Annotated in this window: 16 protein-coding genes; 12 read left to right on the forward strand and 4 right to left on the reverse strand. The window is 64.0% G+C overall.

What is annotated here, in order from left to right; genetic code table 11:
• Positions 1 to 130: 130 nt before the first annotated feature.
• The gene (gene asd / locus JW929_14270) at positions 131 to 1186 is read right to left on the reverse strand and encodes an aspartate-semialdehyde dehydrogenase (GenBank protein MBN1440569.1); all 1056 of its coding nucleotides are present in this window, start codon (positions 1184 to 1186) and stop codon (positions 131 to 133) included.
• A gap of 156 nt (positions 1187 to 1342) precedes the next feature.
• Complete coding sequence (locus JW929_14275; GenBank protein ID MBN1440570.1) at positions 1343 to 2755, reverse strand: aspartate kinase; 1413 nt, start codon at positions 2753 to 2755, stop codon at positions 1343 to 1345.
• Between the two features lie 307 nt (positions 2756 to 3062).
• On the opposite strand from JW929_14275, the gene JW929_14280 reads away from it, so the two are divergent.
• Genes JW929_14280 through JW929_14310 form a run of 7 tightly spaced genes read left to right on the forward strand, consistent with a single transcriptional unit; the run spans position 3063 to position 9170 of the window.
• Positions 3063 to 3554, forward strand: coding sequence for a Crp/Fnr family transcriptional regulator (locus JW929_14280; protein MBN1440571.1), 492 nt, complete (start codon positions 3063 to 3065; stop codon positions 3552 to 3554).
• Entirely contained in the window at positions 3547 to 4671 is a 1125-nt protein-coding gene (locus JW929_14285; GenBank protein ID MBN1440572.1) for a 4Fe-4S dicluster domain-containing protein, read from the forward strand. The genes JW929_14280 and JW929_14285 overlap by 8 nt, the downstream gene beginning before the upstream one ends.
• The gene (locus JW929_14290; GenBank protein ID MBN1440573.1) at positions 4668 to 5540 is read left to right on the forward strand and encodes an FAD/NAD(P)-binding protein; all 873 of its coding nucleotides are present in this window, start codon (positions 4668 to 4670) and stop codon (positions 5538 to 5540) included. The genes JW929_14285 and JW929_14290 overlap by 4 nt, the downstream gene beginning before the upstream one ends.
• On the forward strand, positions 5540 to 6334 hold the full coding sequence (locus JW929_14295) for a hypothetical protein (GenBank protein MBN1440574.1): 795 nt from the start codon (positions 5540 to 5542) through the stop codon (positions 6332 to 6334). The genes JW929_14290 and JW929_14295 overlap by 1 nt, the downstream gene beginning before the upstream one ends.
• Positions 6331 to 7641 (forward strand): Ni/Fe hydrogenase subunit alpha, encoded by a 1311-nt coding sequence (locus tag JW929_14300; GenBank protein ID MBN1440575.1) that lies wholly within the window; start codon positions 6331 to 6333, stop codon positions 7639 to 7641. The genes JW929_14295 and JW929_14300 overlap by 4 nt, the downstream gene beginning before the upstream one ends.
• Positions 7642 to 8679: a vitamin K epoxide reductase family protein gene (locus JW929_14305; GenBank protein ID MBN1440576.1), complete on the forward strand. Its 1038-nt coding sequence runs from the start codon at positions 7642 to 7644 to the stop codon at positions 8677 to 8679.
• Entirely contained in the window at positions 8676 to 9170 is a 495-nt protein-coding gene (locus JW929_14310; protein MBN1440577.1) for a hydrogenase maturation protease, read from the forward strand. The genes JW929_14305 and JW929_14310 overlap by 4 nt, the downstream gene beginning before the upstream one ends.
• Before the next feature lie 92 nt (positions 9171 to 9262).
• Here JW929_14310 and mutS read toward each other — a convergent pair whose 3' ends face one another.
• Complete coding sequence (mutS, locus tag JW929_14315; GenBank protein MBN1440578.1) at positions 9263 to 11827, reverse strand: DNA mismatch repair protein MutS; 2565 nt, start codon at positions 11825 to 11827, stop codon at positions 9263 to 9265.
• A 55-nt stretch (positions 11828 to 11882) separates the two neighbouring features.
• Positions 11883 to 13118, reverse strand: coding sequence for an MFS transporter (locus JW929_14320; GenBank protein MBN1440579.1), 1236 nt, complete (start codon positions 13116 to 13118; stop codon positions 11883 to 11885).
• A 307-nt stretch (positions 13119 to 13425) separates the two neighbouring features.
• Here JW929_14320 and JW929_14325 point away from each other — a divergent pair, with 307 nt between their 5' ends.
• The 5 genes from JW929_14325 to JW929_14345 form a co-directional block, all read left to right on the forward strand.
• Positions 13426 to 13800: a response regulator gene (locus tag JW929_14325; protein ID MBN1440580.1), complete on the forward strand. Its 375-nt coding sequence runs from the start codon at positions 13426 to 13428 to the stop codon at positions 13798 to 13800.
• A gap of 4 nt (positions 13801 to 13804) precedes the next feature.
• Positions 13805 to 14278 carry a response regulator gene (locus JW929_14330; protein MBN1440581.1) on the forward strand — a complete coding sequence of 158 codons (474 nt, stop codon included), beginning with the start codon at positions 13805 to 13807 and terminating at the stop codon, positions 14276 to 14278.
• 32 nt (positions 14279 to 14310) lie between these two features.
• A complete protein-coding gene (locus tag JW929_14335) occupies positions 14311 to 18774 on the forward strand; it encodes a GAF domain-containing protein (GenBank protein ID MBN1440582.1) in 4464 nt (1487 codons plus the stop codon).
• A gap of 38 nt (positions 18775 to 18812) precedes the next feature.
• Positions 18813 to 21032 carry a GAF domain-containing protein gene (locus JW929_14340; protein MBN1440583.1) on the forward strand — a complete coding sequence of 740 codons (2220 nt, stop codon included), beginning with the start codon at positions 18813 to 18815 and terminating at the stop codon, positions 21030 to 21032.
• 78 nt (positions 21033 to 21110) lie between these two features.
• A partial coding sequence (locus tag JW929_14345; protein MBN1440584.1) for a ParA family protein occupies positions 21111 to 21734 on the forward strand: 624 nt, incomplete at its 3' end.

Here is a 21734-nt window from a genome sequence, read left to right on the forward strand (position 1 = left end):
GGATGCCCGCTACGAACACCCCCGCTCCCCCCGCTCCGCGAGGGCGGGCGCGAGGGCGGGCGCGGGCATGACGATCCGGAGACAACCTAATGCTGTTTTGAGACAACCCCTTTTTTCAGAACTCCGTGATTCAAGCGCCGATATATTTTTGGGCGACCAACAATTCCGCGTTCAGCAGGGCGCCGCCCGCCGCCCCGCGGACGGTGTTGTGTGAGAGGACCACGAACTTGACGTCCCAGACCGGGTCCGGCCGGATCCGTCCGACGACGGCGGTCATGCCGTTTCCGGCGTTTCGGTCTTTGCGCGGCTGGGGGCGGTCCGGCTCACTGCGGACTTCGATGAATTTATCGGGCAGGCTGGGCAGTCCGCGGACGGCCTCCGGGAACGGATAGGCTTCCATCGCTCTGCGGACTTCCTCCGGCGCGGCCTGCTTCTCCAATTCCAGGCTGACGCACACGGTGTGCCCGTCGGACACCGCCACCCGGTTGGTATGCGCGGAAGCCTGGAATTCCGCCGGCGCGATCGCATCCCCCGCCAGCCTCCCGAGCATTTTGCGCGGCTCCGCTTCCACTTTTTCTTCCTCCGCTCCGCCGATGTACGGGATGACGTTGTCGAGAATATCCAGCGACGCAACGCCCGGATAGCCGGCTCCGGATATGGCCTGCATCGAAACCGCGAACATGCGCCGGATTCCAAACGCGTCCAGGATCGGGCGCAGCGCCATCGTCAGCCCGGTACTGGTGCAGTTGGGGTTGGTGACGATGAAGCCCTTCCAACCGCGGTTCCGGCGCTGGATCCCGATCAATCCGGTATGGTCCGGGTTGACGTCCGGGATCAGCAGTGGAACGTCCGCTTCCATCCGGAAGGCCGAGGCGTTGGAACAGATGCCCTTTCCCGCGCGGGCATACAGTGGCTCCGCCTTGCGCGCCAGATCCGACGGCAAGGCCGAAAAGGCCAGCGCGGATTCCGCATCCGGCTCGGTCGATTGAACGATCATCGCCCGGGCGTATTCCGGCATCGGCGCGGCCAACGCCCAGCGGCAGGATTCGCCGTAGGTCTTCCCGATCGACCGGTCGGAACCGGTCAGCGCCGCCACTCGAAACCACGGATGTCCGTCGAGCAGCGATACGAACCGCTGTCCGACCATTCCGGTCGCGCCCAATATCGATACGGGGATCTTTTCCATGTTTCATCCGCTCCCTTCTCGGTCCTGAGATCTTGTCGTTCCCGCCTTCGATTCATCCCTCCCCTCTCCGGCCCCTTCCCGCCCAACCGCTTCGGTCGAGCCCGTCCGAACTCGGCTAGCCGGCCGGGAAGGCGTCTCCGGGACAAGGAGCGCGATTTACATCGCGTTGTTCTCCGCCACGATCAAGGCATGGATCGCCCGCACGGCGGGGATCTCATCCGCCTTGTCCACCACCAGGCTGATCGAACATTCCGAGGATCCCTGCGCGATCGCGACGACGTTCACCTTGGCGTCCCCCAGCGCGCTGAAGATTCTTCCGGAGATCCCGGGGGTGTTCCGCAAGCCCGCTCCCACCACCGTGACGATGACGCAATTCTCCAACAGCTCGACGGCGTCGATGTCGTCCCGGTCGATCTCGCGGCGGAATTCCTCCTCGAGCACCTCCTGGACGGATTTTCCGCCGTGGCCGGGGACGGAGAAGCAAATGCTTTGCTCCGACGAAGCCTGGGTGATCAGCGTCACCGAGACCCCCATCCGCGCGACGGCGGCGAAGGTCCGCGCGGCGATGCCCGGCACGCCCATCATTCCGCCCCCCTGGACCGTAATCATCGTTTGGTTGCGGATTGCGGTCACGGCTTTGACCACCACGCTGGTCGCCTGCCCGTTGGCCAGGATCACCGTCCCCGGATGATCGGGATGGAAGGTGTTCTTGATCCACAACGGGATCTGCCGCTCGATGCACGGCCGGATGGTTTTCGGATGGACGACCTTCGCGCCGTAATACGCCATTTCGGAGATCTCGCGGTAGGAAAGCGACGGCAGGCTGCGGGCTTCCGGCGCGACGCGCGGATCGGCGGTCATCACCCCGTCGACGTCGGTGTAGATCCAGACCTCGTCGGCGCCGAGCGCCGCCCCGACGATCGCGGCGCTGAAATCGGAACCCCCGCGCCCGAGCGTGGTGATCACGCCTTCATCCGTCGCGCCGATGAAGCCGGTGACGACCGGGACCGCCGCGCTTTGGAAGATCGGTTCGAACACCGGCCGCGCCCGGGAGGGGATTTCGGCCATCATCGGAGAGGCATTCTGGAATTTGTTATCGGTCAGCAGGAAGTCGGACGCTTCCACCGGTACGGCCGGAACGTCCGCCCGGTCCAGATACCCCGCGACGATGTGGATGCTCATCCGCTCTCCGAGAGAGGCGATGGCATCCATCGCGCGTGGCGAGGCTTCGCGCAGCGCGGTGACGGCGTGATACAAATTCCTCAATTCGCGCAGCGACGAATCGATCGCCTTGCCGGTCTCGGGAGCCAACCCGCCGTCGCGGATCGCGTCGGAGTGCTTTTGCGAGATTTCGCCCACGGCGTGCCGGACCAGGTCGGAGTCGCCGCGGACCGCCGCCGACGTGCCGGCCAACAACAGATCGGTCACCCCCGACATCGCCGAAACCACGACCACCGCCCGCGGCCATTCTTTCCGGTTGTTGCGGACGATTTCGGCCATCCCCCTCAGCGCCGCAGGGCTTCCCACCGAGGTCCCGCCGAATTTCATCACCAGCATCTTCTCCGCCATGCTCTCCTCCAACCGTCCGGTTAATAAAAAAAGCCCGTCGCTTCCGGGATATGCGCATCCGGCGCGACGGGCGGGTGGCCGATATCGCGCTCAGGTGCGAGAGGTGGTAGTAGTGGTAGTGGTCCCCGGAAGTGACGGGCAAATGGTTTGTGGAAATTTCATGCGACAGACCTCGCTGGACAAGCGCGGATTATATCAAGCTTCGGACTTTTGGCAACCCCGGAACATGAAATCCCTGTCTGCTATTTGTGAAAAATGATACAATGCGCCCCCATACGAAATCTCCGCCCCAACCCGGGAGGTAAGGATGGCCACTGAACCGGTTACCGCAGGCATGCTGTGCTCGTTGCCGATTTTTTCCGACCTCGACGACCAACACGTCGGGGTGATCGCCGGCGTATCCACAATCCGCCCGATGCAGGACGATGAAGTAGTTTTCCGCGAAGGCGATCCACGGGATTGCCTCTACATCGTTTTGGAGGGACGGGTGGCTCTGGAGATGAACGTCCCCGGGCGCGGACGGCTGCGGATCCTCACCGTCGAGCCGCAGGAGGTCCTGGGCTGGTCAGGCGTGGCGGAGGCGGCTCCCAGACGCACAATGACCGCCCGGGCGGTCGCCGACGGGAAGCTGCTCGCCATCGACTCCGGAAAACTCCGCGCGGCGTGCGAAGCCGATCCCGCGCTGGGTTACGCCGTGATGCACCACGTCGTCAACGTGATTGCCGGACGCCTGCTGGCCACCCGGCTGCAACTGCTGGATATGTTCTCCAACCCGTCTTCGGAGGCGCCTCATGGCTGATATTCCGCTGAGTGTGGGCACGACCGTAGCCTTGCCCAAGGACCAGTTGGATCCGCTTCTCTCCCGGCTGCGCGACAAGGGTTACCGGACAATCGGGCCGCGGATTCGTGATGACGCGGTGGTCTACGAGCCGATCGAAGGGCTGGCGGATCTTCCCCGGGGCTTGACCAGCGTCCAGGAGGCCGGCCGCTACCGGATCGTGGCCAGCGGCAACCAGCGCTATTTCGACATCACCCCCGGCGCGCAGTCCTGGAAGCAGTTCTTTTTCCCGCCGCGCGTATCCCTCCTGGAGTTCCAGAAGAACGGCGGGTGGAAGAAACACAGCGCCACGGAATCCGCTCCGCGTCTGGCATTGGTCGGAGTCCGCCCCTGCGAACTGGCGGCGATCGAGATCCAGGACCGCGCCTTCCTGCGCGAGGATTTCACCGATCCGATCTACCGCGACCGGCGCAAGAACGCGTTCCTCGTCGCCGTAAACTGCCTTCATCCTTGCGGCACTTGCTTCTGCGCCTCGATGGGGACCGGCCCAAAGGCCTCCGGCGGCTTCGACCTGTGCCTGACCGAACTCGACGAGGTCTTCCTGGTCGAGATTGGCACCGACGCCGGACTTGAGATGCTCAAGGGCCTGCCGCTCAAAGCCGCCGACAAGGCCGATGTCCAGAAGGCCGAGGCAGGATTGGCCTCCGCCAAGGAACGGATGGGCCGCACCCTCGAGATCGGCGACCTTCCGGACCTGCTGCTGAAAAACCTGGAGCATCCGGAGTGGCAGGCGGTCGCCGCGCGCTGCATGTCCTGCTCCTCGTGCACCCTCGTCTGCCCCACCTGCTTCTGCTGGGACACCCAGGACCGCACCAGCCTGGACGGCGCCCACACCGAGCGCCAACGGGTGTGGGATTCATGCTTCAACCCCGGTTATTCCCACCAAGCCGGCGGCAACACCCGCCCCACCACGCGCTCCCGCTACCGCCAATGGCTGACCCACAAGTTCGGGTCGTGGAAGGAACAATACGGAGTCCTGGGCTGCGTCGGTTGCGGCCGCTGCATCACTTGGTGCCCGGTGAAAATCGACGTGACCGAAGAGATCGCCGCACTGCGCAAGGAGGAGGTGCGTTCATGACCACCCTGGCAGCATCCAAACGGCCGGCCGCCGTCTCGTCCGAGGAATTGCTCAATCCCTGCTGGGCAGAAGTGACCGACCTCCGCGAAGAGATCGATAGCACTTTCACCGTCTGGCTAAAATTCAAAGACCCCGCCTTGCAAAAAGGGTATGCCTTCGAACCGGGTCAGTTCAACATGCTCTACCTGCCGGGGTACGGCGAAGCCGCGATCTCGATCTGCTCCGACCCCGAAAAACGCGATGCCATCGGCCATACCGTGCGGGCCGTCGGAAACGTCACCCGCGCGATCGGCCGCATGAAAAAGGGCGACGAGATCGGATTGCGCGGCCCGTTCGGCACCCATTGGCCGATCGAGCAGCTCGAAGGCCGGGATATCCTGCTCGCCGCCGGCGGGATCGGACTGCCGCCGCTGCGCCCGGCGGTCTACCACATCCTCCACAACCGGGCCAAGTACGGCAAGGTGATCCTGCTCTACGGCGCCCGCAGCCCCTCCGACCTGCTCTACACAAACGAATTCGAAGCCTGGCGCAAAAGCGATATCGACGTACAGGTCACCGTCGACCGCGCCGACGACACCTGGAAAGGCCAGGTGGGTGTAGTCCCGCTGCTCTTCTACCGCTTCCGGCTGGATCCGGCCAAGACCGCGGTGATGACCTGCGGACCGGAGATCATGATCCGCTTCGTGGTCTTCGAAGCCCTGGCCCGCCGGATCCCTGCGGACCGGATCTACGTGTCGCTGGAACGGAACATGAAGTGCGGCCAGGGGTTCTGCGGACACTGCCAGCTGGGGCCGTTCTTCGTCTGCAAAGACGGTCCGGTGTTTCCGTATTCCGTCATCGAGCCCTACTTCGGCGTGGAGGAATTCTGATGCCTGCTCCCTGCAAACCCACCGTTGCGGTATTCAAATTTTCCTCCTGCGACGGCTGCCAGCTGCAGCTTCTGAATATGGAAGATGAACTGCTGGCGCTCGCCGGCGCCGTGGAAATCGCGAATTTCCTGGAAGCCCGGCGCCGTGTCCTTCCCGGTCCGTACGATATCGCCTTGGTGGAAGGCTCGGTCAGCACGCCGCACGAAGCCGAGACCATCAAGAAAATCCGCGGGGAAGCCAAGCTTCTGATCGCCATCGGAGCCTGCGCCACCGCAGGCGGAATCCAAGCCCTGCGCAACCGGGCCGACGCGGACGAATACGCCCGCCACGTGTATCCCCACCCGGAATATCTGCATTACCTTCCGAAGGCGACCCCGATTTCCGCGCACGTCAAGGTGGATCTGGAACTGTACGGCTGCCCGGTGAACAAAGAAGAGGTTCTGGAAGCCGTCACCGCGCTGCTGCAGGACCGCAAGCCCAACCTGCCGCAGCATTCCGTGTGCCTCGAGTGCAAGCGCAACGGCACCGTGTGCGTGATGGTGGCCAAGGGCATGCTGTGCCTGGGGCCGGTCACCCGTTCCGGATGCGGCGCGATTTGTCCTGCCAACGGCCGCGGCTGCTACGGCTGCTTCGGACCCCAGCCGGGCGTGGACCTGAAGACGCTGGTTCCCACGCTGCGGGCTATGGAAAAGGACCCGCGCGAAGCCGCCCGGCTGCTCAGCCATGTTTCCGGATTCGCTCCGGCGTTTGCCAACGCGGCGGAGGAGATTCTCGCCGAGGAGAAGAAGCAATGAGCGCGACCAAATCCACGGAAATCCGCTCGATCGAAGTGCCCGCCCTGGCCCGCGTGGAAGGCGAAGGCGGCCTGTACATCGGCGTGAAGGGCGGGAAGATCAACCAGATCAAGGTCAACATCTACGAGCCGCCGCGGTTCTTCGAAGGCTTCCTGCGCGGCCGATCGCTGTACGAAGTGCCCGACATCACCGCGCGGATCTGCGGGATCTGCCCGGTGGCGTACCAGATGAGCTCGGTCAACGCGCTGGAAGCCGCGCAGGGCGTGAAGATCACGCCGCCGATCCGCGCATTGCGCCGGCTGCTCTACTGCGCCGAATATATCGAAAGCCACGCCCTGCACATCTACCTGCTGCAGGCGCCGGACCTGCTCGGACAGGAAAGCGCGATCAGCCTGGCCGAGGTGGCGCCGGAAGTCGTAACCAAGGCACTGCGGATGAAGAAAGTCGGCAATGCGCTCCTGCGGGTCATCGGCGGACGCTCGGTGCACCCGGTCTCCACGACCGTTGGAGGCTTCTACCGCTGGCCGGAGAAAGCGGCCCTCGAGGCGCTGCTGCCGGAGCTGGAATGGTCGGCTCAAGCCGCGGTCGACGAGGTCCGTTGGGCCGCCGGCCTGGCGTATCCCGAGTTCGAGGTCGACGCGGAGTACGTCGCCACCCGCCACCCGGACGAGTACGGGGTGCTGGAGGGGCGCGTGGTTTCCTCCACCGGCCTCGATATCCCGCCCTCGGAATTCGACCGGCATTACCTGGAGGAGCATGTCGCCCACTGCAATTCGCTTCACAGCCACACCCAAGCCGGCAACAGCTACATGGTCGGACCGCTCGCGCGCTTCAACCTGAACCACGGCCAATTGGGTAAGACTTCCCAATCCCTGATCAAGGAATTAAAAATCCAATTCCCGATCCGGAACCCTTTTAAGGCGCTCCTGGCCCGTTCATTCGAGTTGGTCGACGCCTACGAAGACGCGGTCCGCCTGATCCGGGAATACCGCCCCGAGGGTCCCAGCCGGATCCTGTTCGATCCGAAGCCGGGCGAGGGGAGCGGCGTTTCCGAAGCGCCGCGCGGCCTGTTGTTCCACAAGTACACCGTCGGCGCCGGCGGGCTGATCGAAAAGGCGCGCATCGTTCCGCCCACCTCCCAGAACTACGCTCGGATGGAGGCGGACCTGTGGAAATTCGCGCCCACCGTGATCGCCAAACCGCACGAGGAAGCGACGTTGGCCTGCGAGCACCTGATCCGCTCCTACGATCCGTGCATTTCCTGCTCGGTCCACTTCGTCCGCTGGGTGAACGAGGACACCGTGTAGATGTTCCGCCGCGCCGGCATTCTGCTCGCCTTGGGGGTGTTTCCGCTCCTGCGGGCATCTCCGGTCCGGACCGAGACCGCGTCGGTGAAGGCCGTCTTGTTCTACAATCCCGGATGCGGCACCTGCAAAACGTTGTTGAACGAGGTTCTGCCTCCGCTGATCAAGCAGTACGGAACCAGCCTGCTGGTCTTCACCGTCGATGTCACCACCCCCGCGGGCGGCGAATTGTATTTCACCGCCCTCGAATCCCTTTCCGTCCCGCCAAACCTGCGGGCCGTCCCGATCCTGTTCGTGGACGACGCCTATCTGGTCGGCGTGTCCGCGATCGAATCCGACTTTCCCGGATGGATCGAATCCAAGCTTGCCTTGGGAGGCAACCGCTGGCCTTCCGTTCCAGGATTGGAGGACGCCCTCAAGGCGGCCGGCTTCTATCTCGCCCCGCCGTCTCCTTGGGAGAGGTTCTTTTCCGATCAACCGGCGAACTCCTTGGCCGCGGCGGTGTTTGCGTTTCTGATCCTCTCCCTGATCTTTTCCATCGCGACCGTCTTCCGGCCGGCGCCGGGTTCCCTGCAATCGGCGCCGGCCTGGCTCCTGCCCGCCATCCTTTCCGCCGGGACGGCCATCGCGGCCTATCTGACCTACGCCGAACGCATGCCGTCGCAACTCTACTGCGAAGCGATCGGCAATTGCGGAGCGGTCCACGCAAGCCGCTATTCCAGATTGCTCGGTTTTTTATCGGTCGGTGAATTCGGCCTGCTCGGGTATTTCCTGACCGGCCTGGCTTGGTTTTTCCACCGGATGGCAAACGGCGGCTGGAAGGCCGCGGCCGCCGCCGCCATGTTCGGGTTGGCCCTGTTTGCGGCGGTTTTTTCCGCCTACCTGACTTTCCTGGAACCCTTCGTCATCGGCGCCACCTGCCTGTGGTGCCTGGGTTCGGCCGTCGCCATCGGGCTGACGCTTCCGCTGACCGCGCTCGCGTTCCGCAGGATCCTGGGCTCGCGTGCTTCGCCCCGCACCGGATCCGCCTCCGCCGGATGAACGTCGTCTTGATCGGGATCGGCCAATACTTGCGCGGCGACGACGGCGCCGGTCCGGAAGCCGTCCGCCGCTGGTCGGCAGAATTCCCCGCCGCCGCGCAGGATCCCCGCCTGCAAATCCTTCTATTAGAGACACCCGGCCTTGGCCTACTGCCCGATTTAGAATCCGCGGACGCCGCCGTTTTGGTGGATGCGGTGGCCGCCGGCCTGCCTCCCGGTTCGGTACGGGTTTTCGATCCGATCCCGGAGGCCGGGCTGACGCCCGCGGAAAAAACCGCCCACGGCTTCGGCGTGGCGGAAGCCGTTTCGGTCGCCCGCCGAACGGGATTACAACTCCCGCCGCGTCTGGTGCTGATCGGCATCGAAGGGGAGAAGTATGAATTGGGGACAGGATTAAGCCATTCGGTCAGCACATCGCTTTCGTGGGCGGTGCGGACGATCCAAAGCACAATCCTGGAGTTGCTCTCCGCGAAGAACACGAACGGGGCTTGAAGATCAGGAAGTTCGAAAAAACCGGTTGGGCATGCGAAAGGGGAGACACTGCCGGCGCCCGCCCCGGCGGAGCTCCAAACCTTCCGCCGGATTCATTTTTCCGGCGGATAATTCTTCTGCCATTCGAACAGCTTGCCGAGGGCTTCCAGGGGGGTCATCGAAGCCAGATCCAAACCCTTCAGTTCTATCCGCAACGGATCGGTGTCGGCGAACAACTGCAGTTGCCGTGGGGGCGCGGCCGCGGATCCGCCCCCGCCTGCTCCCTGCTCCAACTCCTTAAGGATTTCCTCCGCCCGGGCGATCGTCGGCCTAGGCATGCCGGCCAGCTGAGCCACATGGATCCCATACGAGCGGTCCGCGCCGCCGGGGACGATCTTGTGCAGGAAAACGACTCGGCTTCCTTCTTCCGCCACGGACACGTTGTAGTTGCGGACCCCCGGCAGCATTCCCGCCAGACGAATGAGTTCATGGTAATGGGTGGCGAAGAAGGTGCGGGCCTGAAGGCGCGGATGGTTGTGGATGAATTCAATCACCGCCCAGGCAATCGAAACCCCGTCGTAGGTCGAGGTCCCGCGGCCCACCTCGTCGAAGATCAGCAGGCTCCGGCGGGTGGCGTGGCGGAGGATGTTGGCCGTCTCGACCATCTCCACCATGAAGGTCGATTGCCCGGCGTGGATTTCATCCCTTGCGCCGATCCGGGTGAAGATCCTGTCGACCAGCCCGATCCGCGCCGAGCGGGCGGGGACGAACGAGCCGATCTGCGCCATCAGGCACACCAGCCCCACCTGCCGCAGGTAGGTGGATTTTCCGCTCATGTTCGGGCCGGTGATGACGCGGACGATCTCCCCGTCCTCCAGACGGATGTCGTTCGGCACGAATCGTTCCGCTTCTAGGAACCGCTCCACCACCGGATGCCGTCCGTCGCGGATGTCGAGCGCCGCTTCGTCCGTCACCTCGGGCGGAACGTAATCGTATTTCGCCGCCGCCTCGGCCAGCGCCGCCAGGCAATCCAAACGGGCAACCGCCTGAGCGGTTGCCAGCAGCGCCGACCGCCGGGCGTGGATTTGCGCGCACACTTCGCGGAACAGGCGGGTCTCGATCTCCCGGATGCGCTCCTCCGCGTGAAGCACCCGGGTTTCATATTCCTTCATCTGCGGGGTGATGAACCGCTCGGCGTTGACCAGAGTCTGCTTGCGGATGTATTCGGCCGGGACCGCACCGGCCTGCCCGCGCGACACTTCGATGTAATAGCCGAACACCTTGTTGTATCCGACCTTAAGGGTTTTTATTCCGGTTCGGCTCTTCTCGGAGGCTTCCAAACCCGCGATCCATTCCCGGGCTTCGCGCGCGCCCTCGACCGTGCGGTCCAACTCCTCGCTGTAGCCGGGACGGATCACTCCGCATTGCGCAAGCGTGGCCGGCGGATCCTCGGCCACGGCCCGCCGCAGCAACTCCAGCAGGTCCGCGCACGGATCCGGCCGGGGAAGCGCGGTTTGCGCTTCGGGCGGCAATCCCGCCAGCGCTTCGGCAACCTTGGGCAGGGCCTTTAGGGATTCCCTCAACGCCGTTAAATCACGCGGCAGGGCGCTTCCCGATCCGATCCTGTTCACCAGCCGCTCGATGTCGTTCAAGCTCCTGAGGGAATCGCGAAAAGCCGCCCGGGAGAGGCCGGCCTCGAAAAACGCCCTCACCCCTGATTGCCGGGTGCGGATTTCCGTCAGATCCAACAACGGCTGAAGGATCCAGCGGCGGAGCGCCCTTGCGCCCATCGCGGTCGCGGTCAGGTCGAGCACGCCCAGCAGCGAGCCCTGCACCTCTCCGGTGCGCAAGGTCTCGGTCAGCTCGAGTCCGCGGCGCGTTGCCGGATCGAGGATCATGAAATCGGCCAGCGAATAGGTTTGGATCTCGCGCACGAGGTCCAGCGCCGCGGGCTGAGTCTCCTGCAGGTACTGCACCAGGACTCCCGCCGCACACACGGCCGCCGACTTCCGATCCAGCCCAAATCCCTCCAGGGAGGCGGTCTCGAACTGGCGCAGGAGGGCCTGTTCGCAGCGCCCGGGCTCGAAGCGCCAGGCAGGCCAAACCGTCCGGGCGCCGGCTTCCTCGGGGCCGTTCGCCTCCCCCTCCGGCTCGACCACCTCTGCGGGACCCAGACGGACGAGCTCAGTCCGCACCGCCTGGGACGCGTCATCGGCTTCGAACTCGCACACCCGGAATTCCCCCGTGCTGATGTCCATATACGCCACCGCCCCCAGCTTGGCGCGGGCCGTGCCGCAGGCCAGATAGTTGTTCTTTTTCGGGGAGAGCATCCCCGATTCCATAACGGTTCCCGGCGTGATCACGCGGGTCACCTGCCGCGGCATTAAGCCGCCCACGGCTTCCCCGACCTGTTCGCAGATCGCGACGTGGTAACCGCGTTGAATGAGCCGGGCGATGTAGCCTTCCGCGGCGTGGTAGGGGATGCCCGCCATCGGCACGCGGCTTCCTTTGGCCACATTGCGCGAGGTCAGGACGATCTCCAACTCGCGGGAAGCGGTCTCCGCGTCGGAATCGAACGTTTCGTAGAAGTCCCCCAGCCGAAAAAACAGCAGGGCGTGCGGGTACTTCCGCTTGATATCGAGGTACTGCCTGCGGATGGGCGTCAGATCGTCATCCATCATCCGCGCCTAAGGATTTCATCCGGACCATCCTCCGAAGATCTTCCGGGGGCGATTATATCCGCCGCAGGCCGTGGAAGGCGGCGAGGATGCTGAGAAACAATCCCAACCCCACAGCCGCCAAGATCGCCATGCCCGCCTGCGGCCCCAGCGTCTGGGCAATCCAGCCGGCTTGCAGGGCTCCTACGGGCAAAGCCCCGAAAAAAGCCAGGAGGTAGATGCTCATGATCCTACCCCGGATCTCGTCGGGCACCTGCAGTTGGATGAGGGAGTTAATGGATGTGTTCTGGACCACCAGGCCGAAGCCCGCGGCCAATAACAGCACCAGAGACGCCGTATAGGACCCACACAGGGCGAAGCCCAGCAGGGACAGCGGAAAAAGGATTCCCCCCAGAACGAACGGCTTCACCCTGCCCGTCGCATGGGCGATCGCCGCCATGAACAGGGAACCCAGGAGCGCGCCCACTCCGACCGCCGCGGTCAGGAACCCGAGAGCCGTCTCGCCCCGGTGAAAAACCTCCACGGCGAAGGCCGGCAGGAGGGTGGCGTACGCGAAGGGAAACATCGCGCTGACGGCCGTCATCAAGATCAGCGGGAGGATGACCGGATGCCGGCGGGCATAGCGGATTCCCTCCCGGATCCGCAGGGGCGATCCCGCCGTGACCGGCGCCGGCGCGGAGGGGATATGCATGGCCAGCAATCCGGCGATCACCGCCAGGTAGGAGGCACCGTTCAGCCCGAAACACCAGGCCGACCCCCAACTCGCCAGAACGAAGCCCGCCACCGCCGGCCCGATGACCCGCGCCAAGTTGAACATGGTGGAATTCAAGGCAATCGCGTGCAGGAGGTCCCGGCGGTCGTCGATGATCTCGACGGTGAAGGATTGGCGGGTGGGCGCATCCAGCGAGTTGACGACTCCCAGCAAGACGGCCGCCACGAACACGTGGCGGACCTCCAAAACGCCGAAGGCCAGCAGCAAAGCCAACAGAAAAGCCAGGAGCATCGAGGCCGTCTGCGTGTACAATAAAATGGTCCGCCGGGGTAACCGGTCGGCAATCACCCCGGCCGGCAGCATCAGGAAGAAGTTGGGGAAGCTGTTGGCGAACGCAACGGCGCCCAGCATGAACTTGGAGCCGGTCATTTCATAGACGACCCATTGCTGGGCCACCATCTGCATCCACGTGCCGATGAGCGAAACCGATTGGCCCGCAAACCACAACCGGTAATTGGGAAATCGAAACGCCCCGGCGGCGGATACGGCATGGTGCATTTCCCGCGTTTTCAGCGTCATTCACGAACCTTTTACGCTTTTTTTCGCCACTTTTTGACCCGACAAGCGCGCTTTCGGAGTATAATCGATTTCATCACCACGATTTGTCCAGATCGGCAAAAAAGGCGGTTTTTCAACGGCTTTGCCTTTTTTGTTGCTTCTGGATAATGGCTTTGGAGAAACAGCCGGCAGGCATCGGAGTTGCAGCCAAACCGGCGGGAACGGCCGTCGTTCGGGTCGGATCCGATGCGGCGATCAGGAAAGCGAGCGGTCGGTGTACAACTACACTCCCATCAATGATTTGACCAGCCCAAGCGAGGAGAAGCCCATCCGGATCCTGTATATCGAGGATTATCCGGACAACCGGCTGTTGATCCGCCGGGTGTTGATGGCCGAGGGGTACCACGTTCTGGAAGCCGGAGACGCCCAGCAAGCCTTGAAATTGGCGCTCTCCGACCCTCCCGACCTGATCCTGATGGATATCAACCTCCCGGAGGTGGACGGCTACACCCTCACCGCCAGGATCCGATCGACGCCGCGGTTGGCCCACATCCCGGTGGTCGCCCTAACGGCGAACGTCATGAAGGGAGACCGGGAGCGCGTACTGGAAGCGGGCTGCGACGGCTACATCCAGAAGCCCGTCGACATCGACCAACTGCCTTGGCAAATCTCGAAATATCTCCGCAAGTCAAAAGGACCATAGGCTCATGAATACCAGCCCCGATCCAACCCCTTCCTCGCCGCCCTCCCAAGATCCGGCCGATGTGCGGAGAAAGAGGATCGTCAATCCGAAAGAAGCCACGATTCTGGTGGTGGAAGACAACGTGTCGAACTTTGTGCTGATGGCGCGCATGCTGGCGTACCTTGGAATCCATTGCGAGTGGAAGACCTCCGGATACGAGGTCGTGGAATACGCCCATACGCTGCCGAGGGTCGATCTGATCCTGATGGACATCCGCCTTCCGTACGAGGACGGCTACGAAGCTTTGCGCAAGATCCGAACTTCCTTGTACAAAGACATCCCCGTCGTCGCGGTGACGGCCAACGCCAGCCAGGATGAATTGAATCGGGCGCAGGCGGCCGGTTTCGACGGCTTCGTCGGGAAGCCGTTGGATCCGGACCGGTTTCCGGACCAGATCCGCCGGATGCTGCACGGGGAGCCGGTTTGGGAGTATTCATAGAAAGGGAGCGATCCCTTTAGGAGCATTCGGGCATGGCTGAGCGAATGGGCTTCCGGTCGAATCCAATCCTGAACCTCCTGGCGCCGCGCAGCATGTCGACGGCGTTCATCGGCATCCTCCTGCCGTTCGTCATCCTGCCCATGCTGATGGGCTGGCTGGCCTACTCCACCACCCGCAACAGCTTCTTTGAAACCAGCGCGGCCAGCTTGGTGAACTCCTTCGAGGGCGTGGATGCGAAATCCCGCATCTGGCAGACGGACGGATACGAACGGGTTCAATCCATCGGCCGCAACACGGACATCGTCGCCGCGGCCGCCGCGCTGGAATCCACGGCCGAATCGAAAGACGCGTTCTTCGATGCCGTGTACCGACTGGCGCCGCGCGGCGTCATGTTCGAGAATTTCTTCGTCGTAGAGGCCGCCACCGGAACGATCATCGCTTCGACCCAACCGGATTGGGAGGGGGTTGGGCTGGTCGGCACCAGCGGGATCAATCCCGCGCCGGATTGGAGCCAGCCGTTTTCCTACGTCCAGGTCAACCATCCGCTGTTCAGCCCTTCCTCCTTCACCGTCCTGGCCGCCGCGCCGCTCCAGACGCCATCCCGGCAGACCGGATTGGTTCTCGTCGGGATCCTGCTGCAGACGGAGTTGTATCAGGTCGTCACGGTTCCGTTAAACAACGCCGCCGTGAATTACATCGTCCTCACCTTCAATGATTCCTCCTACGTCCGGGTCAACCTCGGCGAAGGAACCTTCACCAGCCTTCAATTCAGCATCAACACTTCGCAGATCCCGTCGACCCCCGCCAAGCCGTCGACCTACAACAACGTCCTCGGACTGCCGGTGGTCGGGTATACCGACTACCTGAACATCCGCAACATCGTCGGCGAGAGCGGCGGGGAACCCTCGACGACCAAGATCCTGGTTGAGCGGGATCAAGCGACCGTCTTCGCCGCCCTGACCCCCTTGAATTCCATCTTTCTCCTATTCGGCGCGGCGATCGCCGCCGCGCTGGCGATCGCCGGGGTGCAGGCGTTCTTCTTCATCATCCGCCCCACCACCCGGCTAGCCGCGGCCGTCAACCGCTTTGCGGCCGGGGCGACCGATACCCAATTCCCCGTATACGGAACCTCGGAATTCGTTTCCCTGGCCACTTCGCTAAACCGGCTGACCGGCTCCCTCCGCGACGTGACCCAGCTGATCGGCACGGAGGGGCAATCCTCCACCCGCAAGATCGTGGTTTCCGCCGAATTGGTGCAGGCGCTGGCCGGAAAAGTCAGCGTGGAAGAAACCATGCGGGCGGTGGTCGATCTGATCCGGGACCGTCTGGCGTTCGATTTCTGCGGCATTTATATGGTGGACGACGCCGGCCAATTTGCAGTGATCCGCGAGGCCACCGACCCGGCCGGGGAGAAATTGAAGGCATCGGGCAACCGCTTCCCGCTCGGATCCTATTCGATCATCGGGTCAGTCGCTCAGTCGGGACGGTCCCACCACACACCCAACGTTTCGGAAGACCCGATGTACGTCCGCAACGACCTCCTGCCGGACACCCGCTCCGAGGTGGCCTGCCCGATCCGGGTCAACAAGCGGACGATCGGCGTGCTCGACGTCCATTCCAACGCCGCCAACGGATTCACCGCGGAGGACGTTGACCTGATCCAATCGCTTGCCGATCAAACCGGCTCCGCCATTCAGAACGCGCAAACCCTGGAGACCGCGCGGCTCAGCACCGAGGTTTCGCAGCAGCTGTACCGCATCGGCCGCCTGATCGCCGTCGCCACGACGCCGGAGGACATCTTCAAGGCGACCATCGACGGCATGCGGGGTACGCCGTACGTGGTGACCCTGCTGCAGGCAAGCGAATCGTCCTTGAAAGTCGCCGGGTTTTACGATCCGGTCAATCCCGAAAGCTCCAATCCGCCGTCGGCCGAGATCCAGGAGGATCCGGACACCCTGGCGCGCCTGATGCCTTCCGCCGCGGCCCTGATTGTGAAAGTCGAATCCGGAATGGTTCGCATTCCTGCGAACATCCGCCAATTCCTGGAAACCCTCGGATGCCGCGTGGCCGCCTTCCTCCCCCTGCGGCTGGGCGAACGGTTCCAGGGCGCCGTGATGCTGTCTTCGCGCGATGAAAACGCGATCACCCAGACCAGCATCCGGCCGCTCACTCCCGTGACCGAATCCATCATCTCGGCGATGGACCGTCTGGAATTGCTGCGGACCACACAAAGCCGGCTTTCCGAGCTGGCCACCCTGAACCGGATCAGCCAATCCGTTTCCCAGGCCACCGACCTGCAAGGCTTGTTCGAAACCGTGCACGAACAGACCCGCAACGCGCTGGGCAACATCGACATCATCGTCGCCCTGTACGATGCGAACCGCGACCTGCTTTCCTTCCCCTACGCTTTTCTCGGCGGGGAAACCGTCAACCTCGAAACCTCCGCAATGGGCGACAGCCTGTACGCGCTGGTCATCCGCAACGCCCAGCCGCTGCTCCTGGAAGAAAACGTTCAGGAACGCGCTGCAGCCCTCGGCGTGCCGCTGAGCGGCCTCGTTCCGCAGGGTGCAGGGGCGCAGGAGTCCGGCGGCGGATCGGCTTCCGGAGCGGTTCCGCGTTCCTGGCTGGGCGTGCCGTTGATCACCGCCAACCAGGTGGTGGGCGCGCTGATCCTGCTGGATTCGGAAAATGAAAACCGGTTCAAGGACAACGACCTGCGCCTGCTTTCGACCATCGCCACCCAGATCGCCTCGACCATCCGCACCTCCTCCCTGCTTCAGGAATCGGAGCGGAAAGCCGTCCAACTGCAGACGGCGGCCGAGATCGCCCGCGAGACCATCGGCCTCCTGGATTTGGACCGGCTGCTGTCCCACTCGATCAACCTGATCCGCGAGCGGTTCGGCTTCTACCACTCCTCGGTGTTCCTGCTCGACGACGAGCGCAAGTTCGCCATGCTGCGCGAATCCACGGGGGAGGCGGGGCGCCAGATGAAAGCCCGCGGCCATAAACTGGGGGTCGGCTCCCAATCGATCGTCGGGTGGGTTACGGAAAACGCCCGCCCGCGCGTGGCCGACGACGTGACCGCCGACCCGATGCACCGGCCCAACCCCCTGCTCCCCGCCACGCGCGCGGAGCTGGGCATCCCGCTGCGCATCGGCGAAACGGTCATCGGCGCGCTCGACGTGCAGTCCACGCTGCCGTACGCCTTCACGCCCGACGACATCACCATCCTGCAAGTCATCGCCGACCAGATCGCCATCGCGGTGGAGAACGCCCGCCTGTTCTCCACGACGCGCGAATACCTCGCCCGCCACCGCTCGCTCTACCAGGTGACGACGGCGGCCGCCTCCAGCTCGTCGCTCGACAACGCGCTGTTCAGCGCCGCCCAGGGCTTGCGCGTGACTATGAACGGATCCCGGGTCGCGCTGTTCCTGCTCAACCCGGACAAGGACACGCTGGTCGTCCGGGCCCATTCCGGCTTCAATTCCCGCGAGGTGGAAAAGATGCGGGTTCCCCTCGGCCAAGGCGTGCAGGGTTGGGTGGCCAGCAACAAACAGCCCTCGTTGGTGGCCAGCACCGCGGCCGACAGCCGCTACCTGATGATCGACTCCGACATCCAATCCGAACTGTGCGTGCCGCTGATCCACCGCGACGAACTGCTGGGCGTGCTCGACATCCAAAGCCCCCACTTCTCGGCCTTTTCGGAAGACGACGTGCAGCTGCTCGGAACGGTGGCCAGCTCTCTGGCCGCGATCATGTCCTCCACCGTGCTGTTCGAGCAGGTGACCCAGGAACGGGAGCGCCTGCGCCACCTCTATGAGGAGGCGATCGGCATGGCCGGTCCGCCTTCCGGCGACATGGAATCCCTGATGCGTTCCGCGCTGGAACGCGTCCGCAGCGTTTCGGGCGCGGATTGCGTTTCGATCGCCTTCCCGTCGGGCAAAGACGAGGTGCGGATCGAAATGTGCACCTGCGAACCGCACCTCAAACACATCACCGGCTTGGTCGCCCATTACGGCCAGGACGTTATCGGCGAGGCGCTTTCCACCAACAAGGCCGTGACCTATTCGCCCGCCAGCACCGGAACGCTCTCGCGGGCTCTGGCCCAGGCCGGCATCCGAACCGCGCTGGCCCTGCCCCTGCAATGGACTGGGCGCACCATCGGCGGGCTGCTGCTCTCGCGGATGTCGTCGGACCGGAATTTTTCGACCGAGGAAGTGCAACTGGCCAACCTGCTGGCATTGCAGGTGGCGGCCAACCTGGAAAGCGCCCGCCTGTTCGACCAGACCCGCCGCCAGGCGGAACGCGAGCACCTGCTGTTTGAAATCACCAGCCGAATCCGCCGCTCGGTGGACATGCAAGGCATTCTGACCACGACCGCCAGCGAGTTGAGTCGGGCGCTCGGCGCCCGCCGCGCGAGCATTAAACTCGGCTTGGCGGACACGTCCTCCCCCGAGGAAGGGGACGGAGGAGAGGACCGGGAGCCGCAGGGATGACGCTTCCCCGGCGACGAAAGGGATAAAAGCGCAACCTCATGCTGGATCGGATCTCACGCTGGTTTCCTCCCGTATCCAAAGACCCGGAGCAAGCCCGGCAGGAGAGTCTTTTCTACCTGGTCGTCATCGGCTTGGCATTGACGGGCGGCTTGTTCGCGGTCCTCAGCCTGGTTTTGGCCCTCATCGGCGGCGGCTCGTGGATCGGCTTGGTCGCCGGGGTGATCGTCCTGCCGGTCTACCTGATTGCGATCCTGATCGCCCGCAGCGGATGGGTCCGTTTGGCGGCTTACATCGCGGTGACGACCATCTTTCTGGTGATGCTCGCCGCCTCGCTCGTCCTGGGAGTGGGCCACGCCATCTACATCGGGTACGCGATGGCCACCCTCACCGCCGCGATCCTGATCAGCACCCAAAGCGGAATCGTGTTCGCCTTCCTCAGCATGCTGGCCCACATCCTGGTGGGGTTGCTGCAGCAGGGCGGAATCCTTTCGGTGGGGGACGGGTCGGCCCCGGCGGCCACCGTCTGGCCGGACGCCTTGGGCCTGGGGCTGGGCTTGGCCGTTCTGACCGGGATTTCCGCGATCTACAACCGGGAGATGCGGGTCTCCCTGCAGATGGAAAAACAGCTCGCGGAAGCCCTGCAGAACGAGCACCAGGAACTGATCCGGCGCATTTCCGAAAACAAGAAATTATTGGATCAGCGGATCATCCAACTGAGGACCCTGGCGGAAACCTCAATGGCCGCGGGCGCCGAACGCAAGCCCCTGATCCTCCTGCAATCGGTCGCCGACGTTCTGCAGCAAAGGATGGAACTCGCCCTGGCGGCCGTCTTTCTGCTCGAGGAGCCCGGCCCGCAATTGGTCCTGCGCGCGGGATCTTCCCCGGAAGCCCAAAGGCTGATCGGTCGCGGGTACCGCGTTCCGCCCGAATCCACTTCCTTGGTCCGCCAGGCGGTGGAGGCGAAGCGGATCTTTTCGGAGGGGAACCGCGCGGTGGAGCGGGACAATCCCTTATCCGCAGGCCGCTCGGAATTGGTGATCCCGCTGCTGATCGGCGACCGGTGCCTGGGGGCGTTGGACGTGCAGTCCGAGGCGGCCGACGCCTTCGACGATTCCGACCTCTTGACCCTGCGCGGGATTTCGCAGACTTTGGCGCACGGCCTGGAGATGGCCCGGCTCGACGCCCAATCGAAAGCGGACCGCGAAGAAGTCCGCGCGTTGAACCGGCGGTACATGGCCGACGCCTGGAAGGAACTGGACCAAGAATCGGCCGACTTCTCCCTCTCGGTGGAAAGCGGTGAAGCCGGAGGGGAGGAAATCGTTACGCCGCTGGCCCCCGCTCCGTCCGCGGCGGTGCCCAGCACCATCTCCCGCAGCCCCGACGGAACGCAGGTCACCGCGCCGCTCATCCTGCGCGAACAAGTCATCGGCGCCCTGACCCTCGAAACGGGTCCGAAGGAATTGTCCCAGGACGATCTGACCTTCATCGAAGCCGTCACCACCCAGGCCGCCCTGGCGCTGGAGAACGCCCGCCTCTACACCGAGCTGACCCGCCGCGCCGCCTACCTGCAGACGGCCAACGAGATCGCCCGCGACGCCACCACCACCCTCGACCTCGATCTGCTGCTGCGGCGCGTCGTCGAACTGATCCGCGAGCGGTTCGGATTTTCGCACGCCGCGGTCTACCTGATGGACGAGCAGGATCAATTCGCGGAAATCTACGCCGCCTCCGGCCAGGGCGCCGCCGAGCTTGTCGAACGCCGTGCTTCGTTTATCGCCGAATCGGGTTCGGTCGTCGGCCACGCGCTTTCGATCGGGAACCTGTATGCCGCCAATCAGCCGGATCAGGATCCGCACTTCCAAGCCAATCCCCTGCTGGCGGAGACCCAAGCTGAACTCGCCGTCCCGCTGATCGTCGCCGGGCGGACCATCGGAGTCCTGGACTTGCACGCCGCCAAGCCGAACGCCTTCGGCGAGGATGAAATCGCGATCATCCAAACGCTCTCCGGCCAATTGTCGGTCGCCGTTCAGAACGCCCGCCTGTTCAGCCAGGTTTCCCAGCGCGCGGAACGGGAGCGGAAGGTTGTCGAAATCACCAGCCGGATCCGGTCCACCAACGATATTTCCTCCATTCTCCAGACGGCCGTCAGCGAGCTGCGCCGCGCGCTCGGAATCTCCAGCGGAACCGTCATGGTCGGGCCGATCCGGCCGGCGAAAATCGAAGAACCCAAGGGAAGGGACGGCGCGGGTTCGTCGTGACGGCAGCGGATTGCCGCCGCCGGAGAAGAACGCGCGCGTGCCGCACAAGGATGATGATCGAAAGATAGGATCCGGACTATGACAACCATCATCGCCATCGCCAATGAAAAAGGCGGAGTCGCCAAAACCACATCTGCGCTTTCCATTGGCGCCGCGCTGGTGGAGAACGGCCGCGAGGTTCTGCTGGTGGACCTGGATCCCCAGGCCAACCTGACCCTTGCCCTGGGCATCCAACCGAACCAGGTCCGCCGCTCGGTGGCCGATCTCCTGCTCGGCAACACCTCCCCGATGAGCGTCTCGCGCGAGACCAACGTCCCGGGTTTGGACCTGATTCCCGCCTCCGGGGAAATGCTGATGGTCGAACGATTCCTCTACGTCCGTCAGAATTACGAGCACCTCCTGCGCAAGGCGCTTGCCAAAGCCAACATGTACCACGTGGTGCTTTTGGATTGTCCGCCTTCCCTGGGCGCGTTGACGATCAATGCGCTGACCGCCGCCGACCTGCTGGTGATCCCTACCCAATGCGAGTTTTTTTCCGCCCATTCCCTGCGGGAAATGCTCGACCTGATCCGCAACATCCGCCAGCGCTCCAACCCGTCCTTGCGCTACCGGGTGCTGATCACCATGCTCGGCAAGACCCGCGTGCACCGGACCCTGCAGGAGCAGATTCGAGCCGCCTTCGGCAACGCGGTCTTCGCCACC

This window comes from Anaerolineales bacterium, assembly GCA_016928575.1.
In the GTDB taxonomy this organism is placed as follows: Bacteria; Chloroflexota; Anaerolineae; order Anaerolineales; family RBG-16-64-43; genus JAFGKK01.

Bases quoted from the DNA above. Each gene is read 5' to 3' on its own strand.
- JW929_14330 (MBN1440581.1), top strand. From the start codon at position 13,805: ATGAATACCAGCCCCGATCCAACCCCTTCCTCGCCGCCCTCCCAAGAT.
- asd (MBN1440569.1), bottom strand. From the start codon at position 1,186: ATGGAAAAGATCCCCGTATCGATATTGGGCGCGACCGGAATGGTCGGA.
- JW929_14335 (MBN1440582.1), top strand. From the start codon at position 14,311: ATGGCTGAGCGAATGGGCTTCCGGTCGAATCCAATCCTGAACCTCCTG.
- mutS (MBN1440578.1), bottom strand. From the start codon at position 11,827: ATGGATGACGATCTGACGCCCATCCGCAGGCAGTACCTCGATATCAAG.
- JW929_14280 (MBN1440571.1), top strand. From the start codon at position 3,063: ATGGCCACTGAACCGGTTACCGCAGGCATGCTGTGCTCGTTGCCGATT.
- JW929_14275 (MBN1440570.1), bottom strand. From the start codon at position 2,755: ATGGCGGAGAAGATGCTGGTGATGAAATTCGGCGGGACCTCGGTGGGA.
- JW929_14300 (MBN1440575.1), top strand. From the start codon at position 6,331: ATGAGCGCGACCAAATCCACGGAAATCCGCTCGATCGAAGTGCCCGCC.
- JW929_14305 (MBN1440576.1), top strand. From the start codon at position 7,642: ATGTTCCGCCGCGCCGGCATTCTGCTCGCCTTGGGGGTGTTTCCGCTC.
- JW929_14290 (MBN1440573.1), top strand. From the start codon at position 4,668: ATGACCACCCTGGCAGCATCCAAACGGCCGGCCGCCGTCTCGTCCGAG.
- JW929_14320 (MBN1440579.1), bottom strand. From the start codon at position 13,118: ATGACGCTGAAAACGCGGGAAATGCACCATGCCGTATCCGCCGCCGGG.
- JW929_14285 (MBN1440572.1), top strand. From the start codon at position 3,547: ATGGCTGATATTCCGCTGAGTGTGGGCACGACCGTAGCCTTGCCCAAG.
- JW929_14340 (MBN1440583.1), top strand. From the start codon at position 18,813: ATGCTGGATCGGATCTCACGCTGGTTTCCTCCCGTATCCAAAGACCCG.
- JW929_14310 (MBN1440577.1), top strand. From the start codon at position 8,676: ATGAACGTCGTCTTGATCGGGATCGGCCAATACTTGCGCGGCGACGAC.
- JW929_14295 (MBN1440574.1), top strand. From the start codon at position 5,540: ATGCCTGCTCCCTGCAAACCCACCGTTGCGGTATTCAAATTTTCCTCC.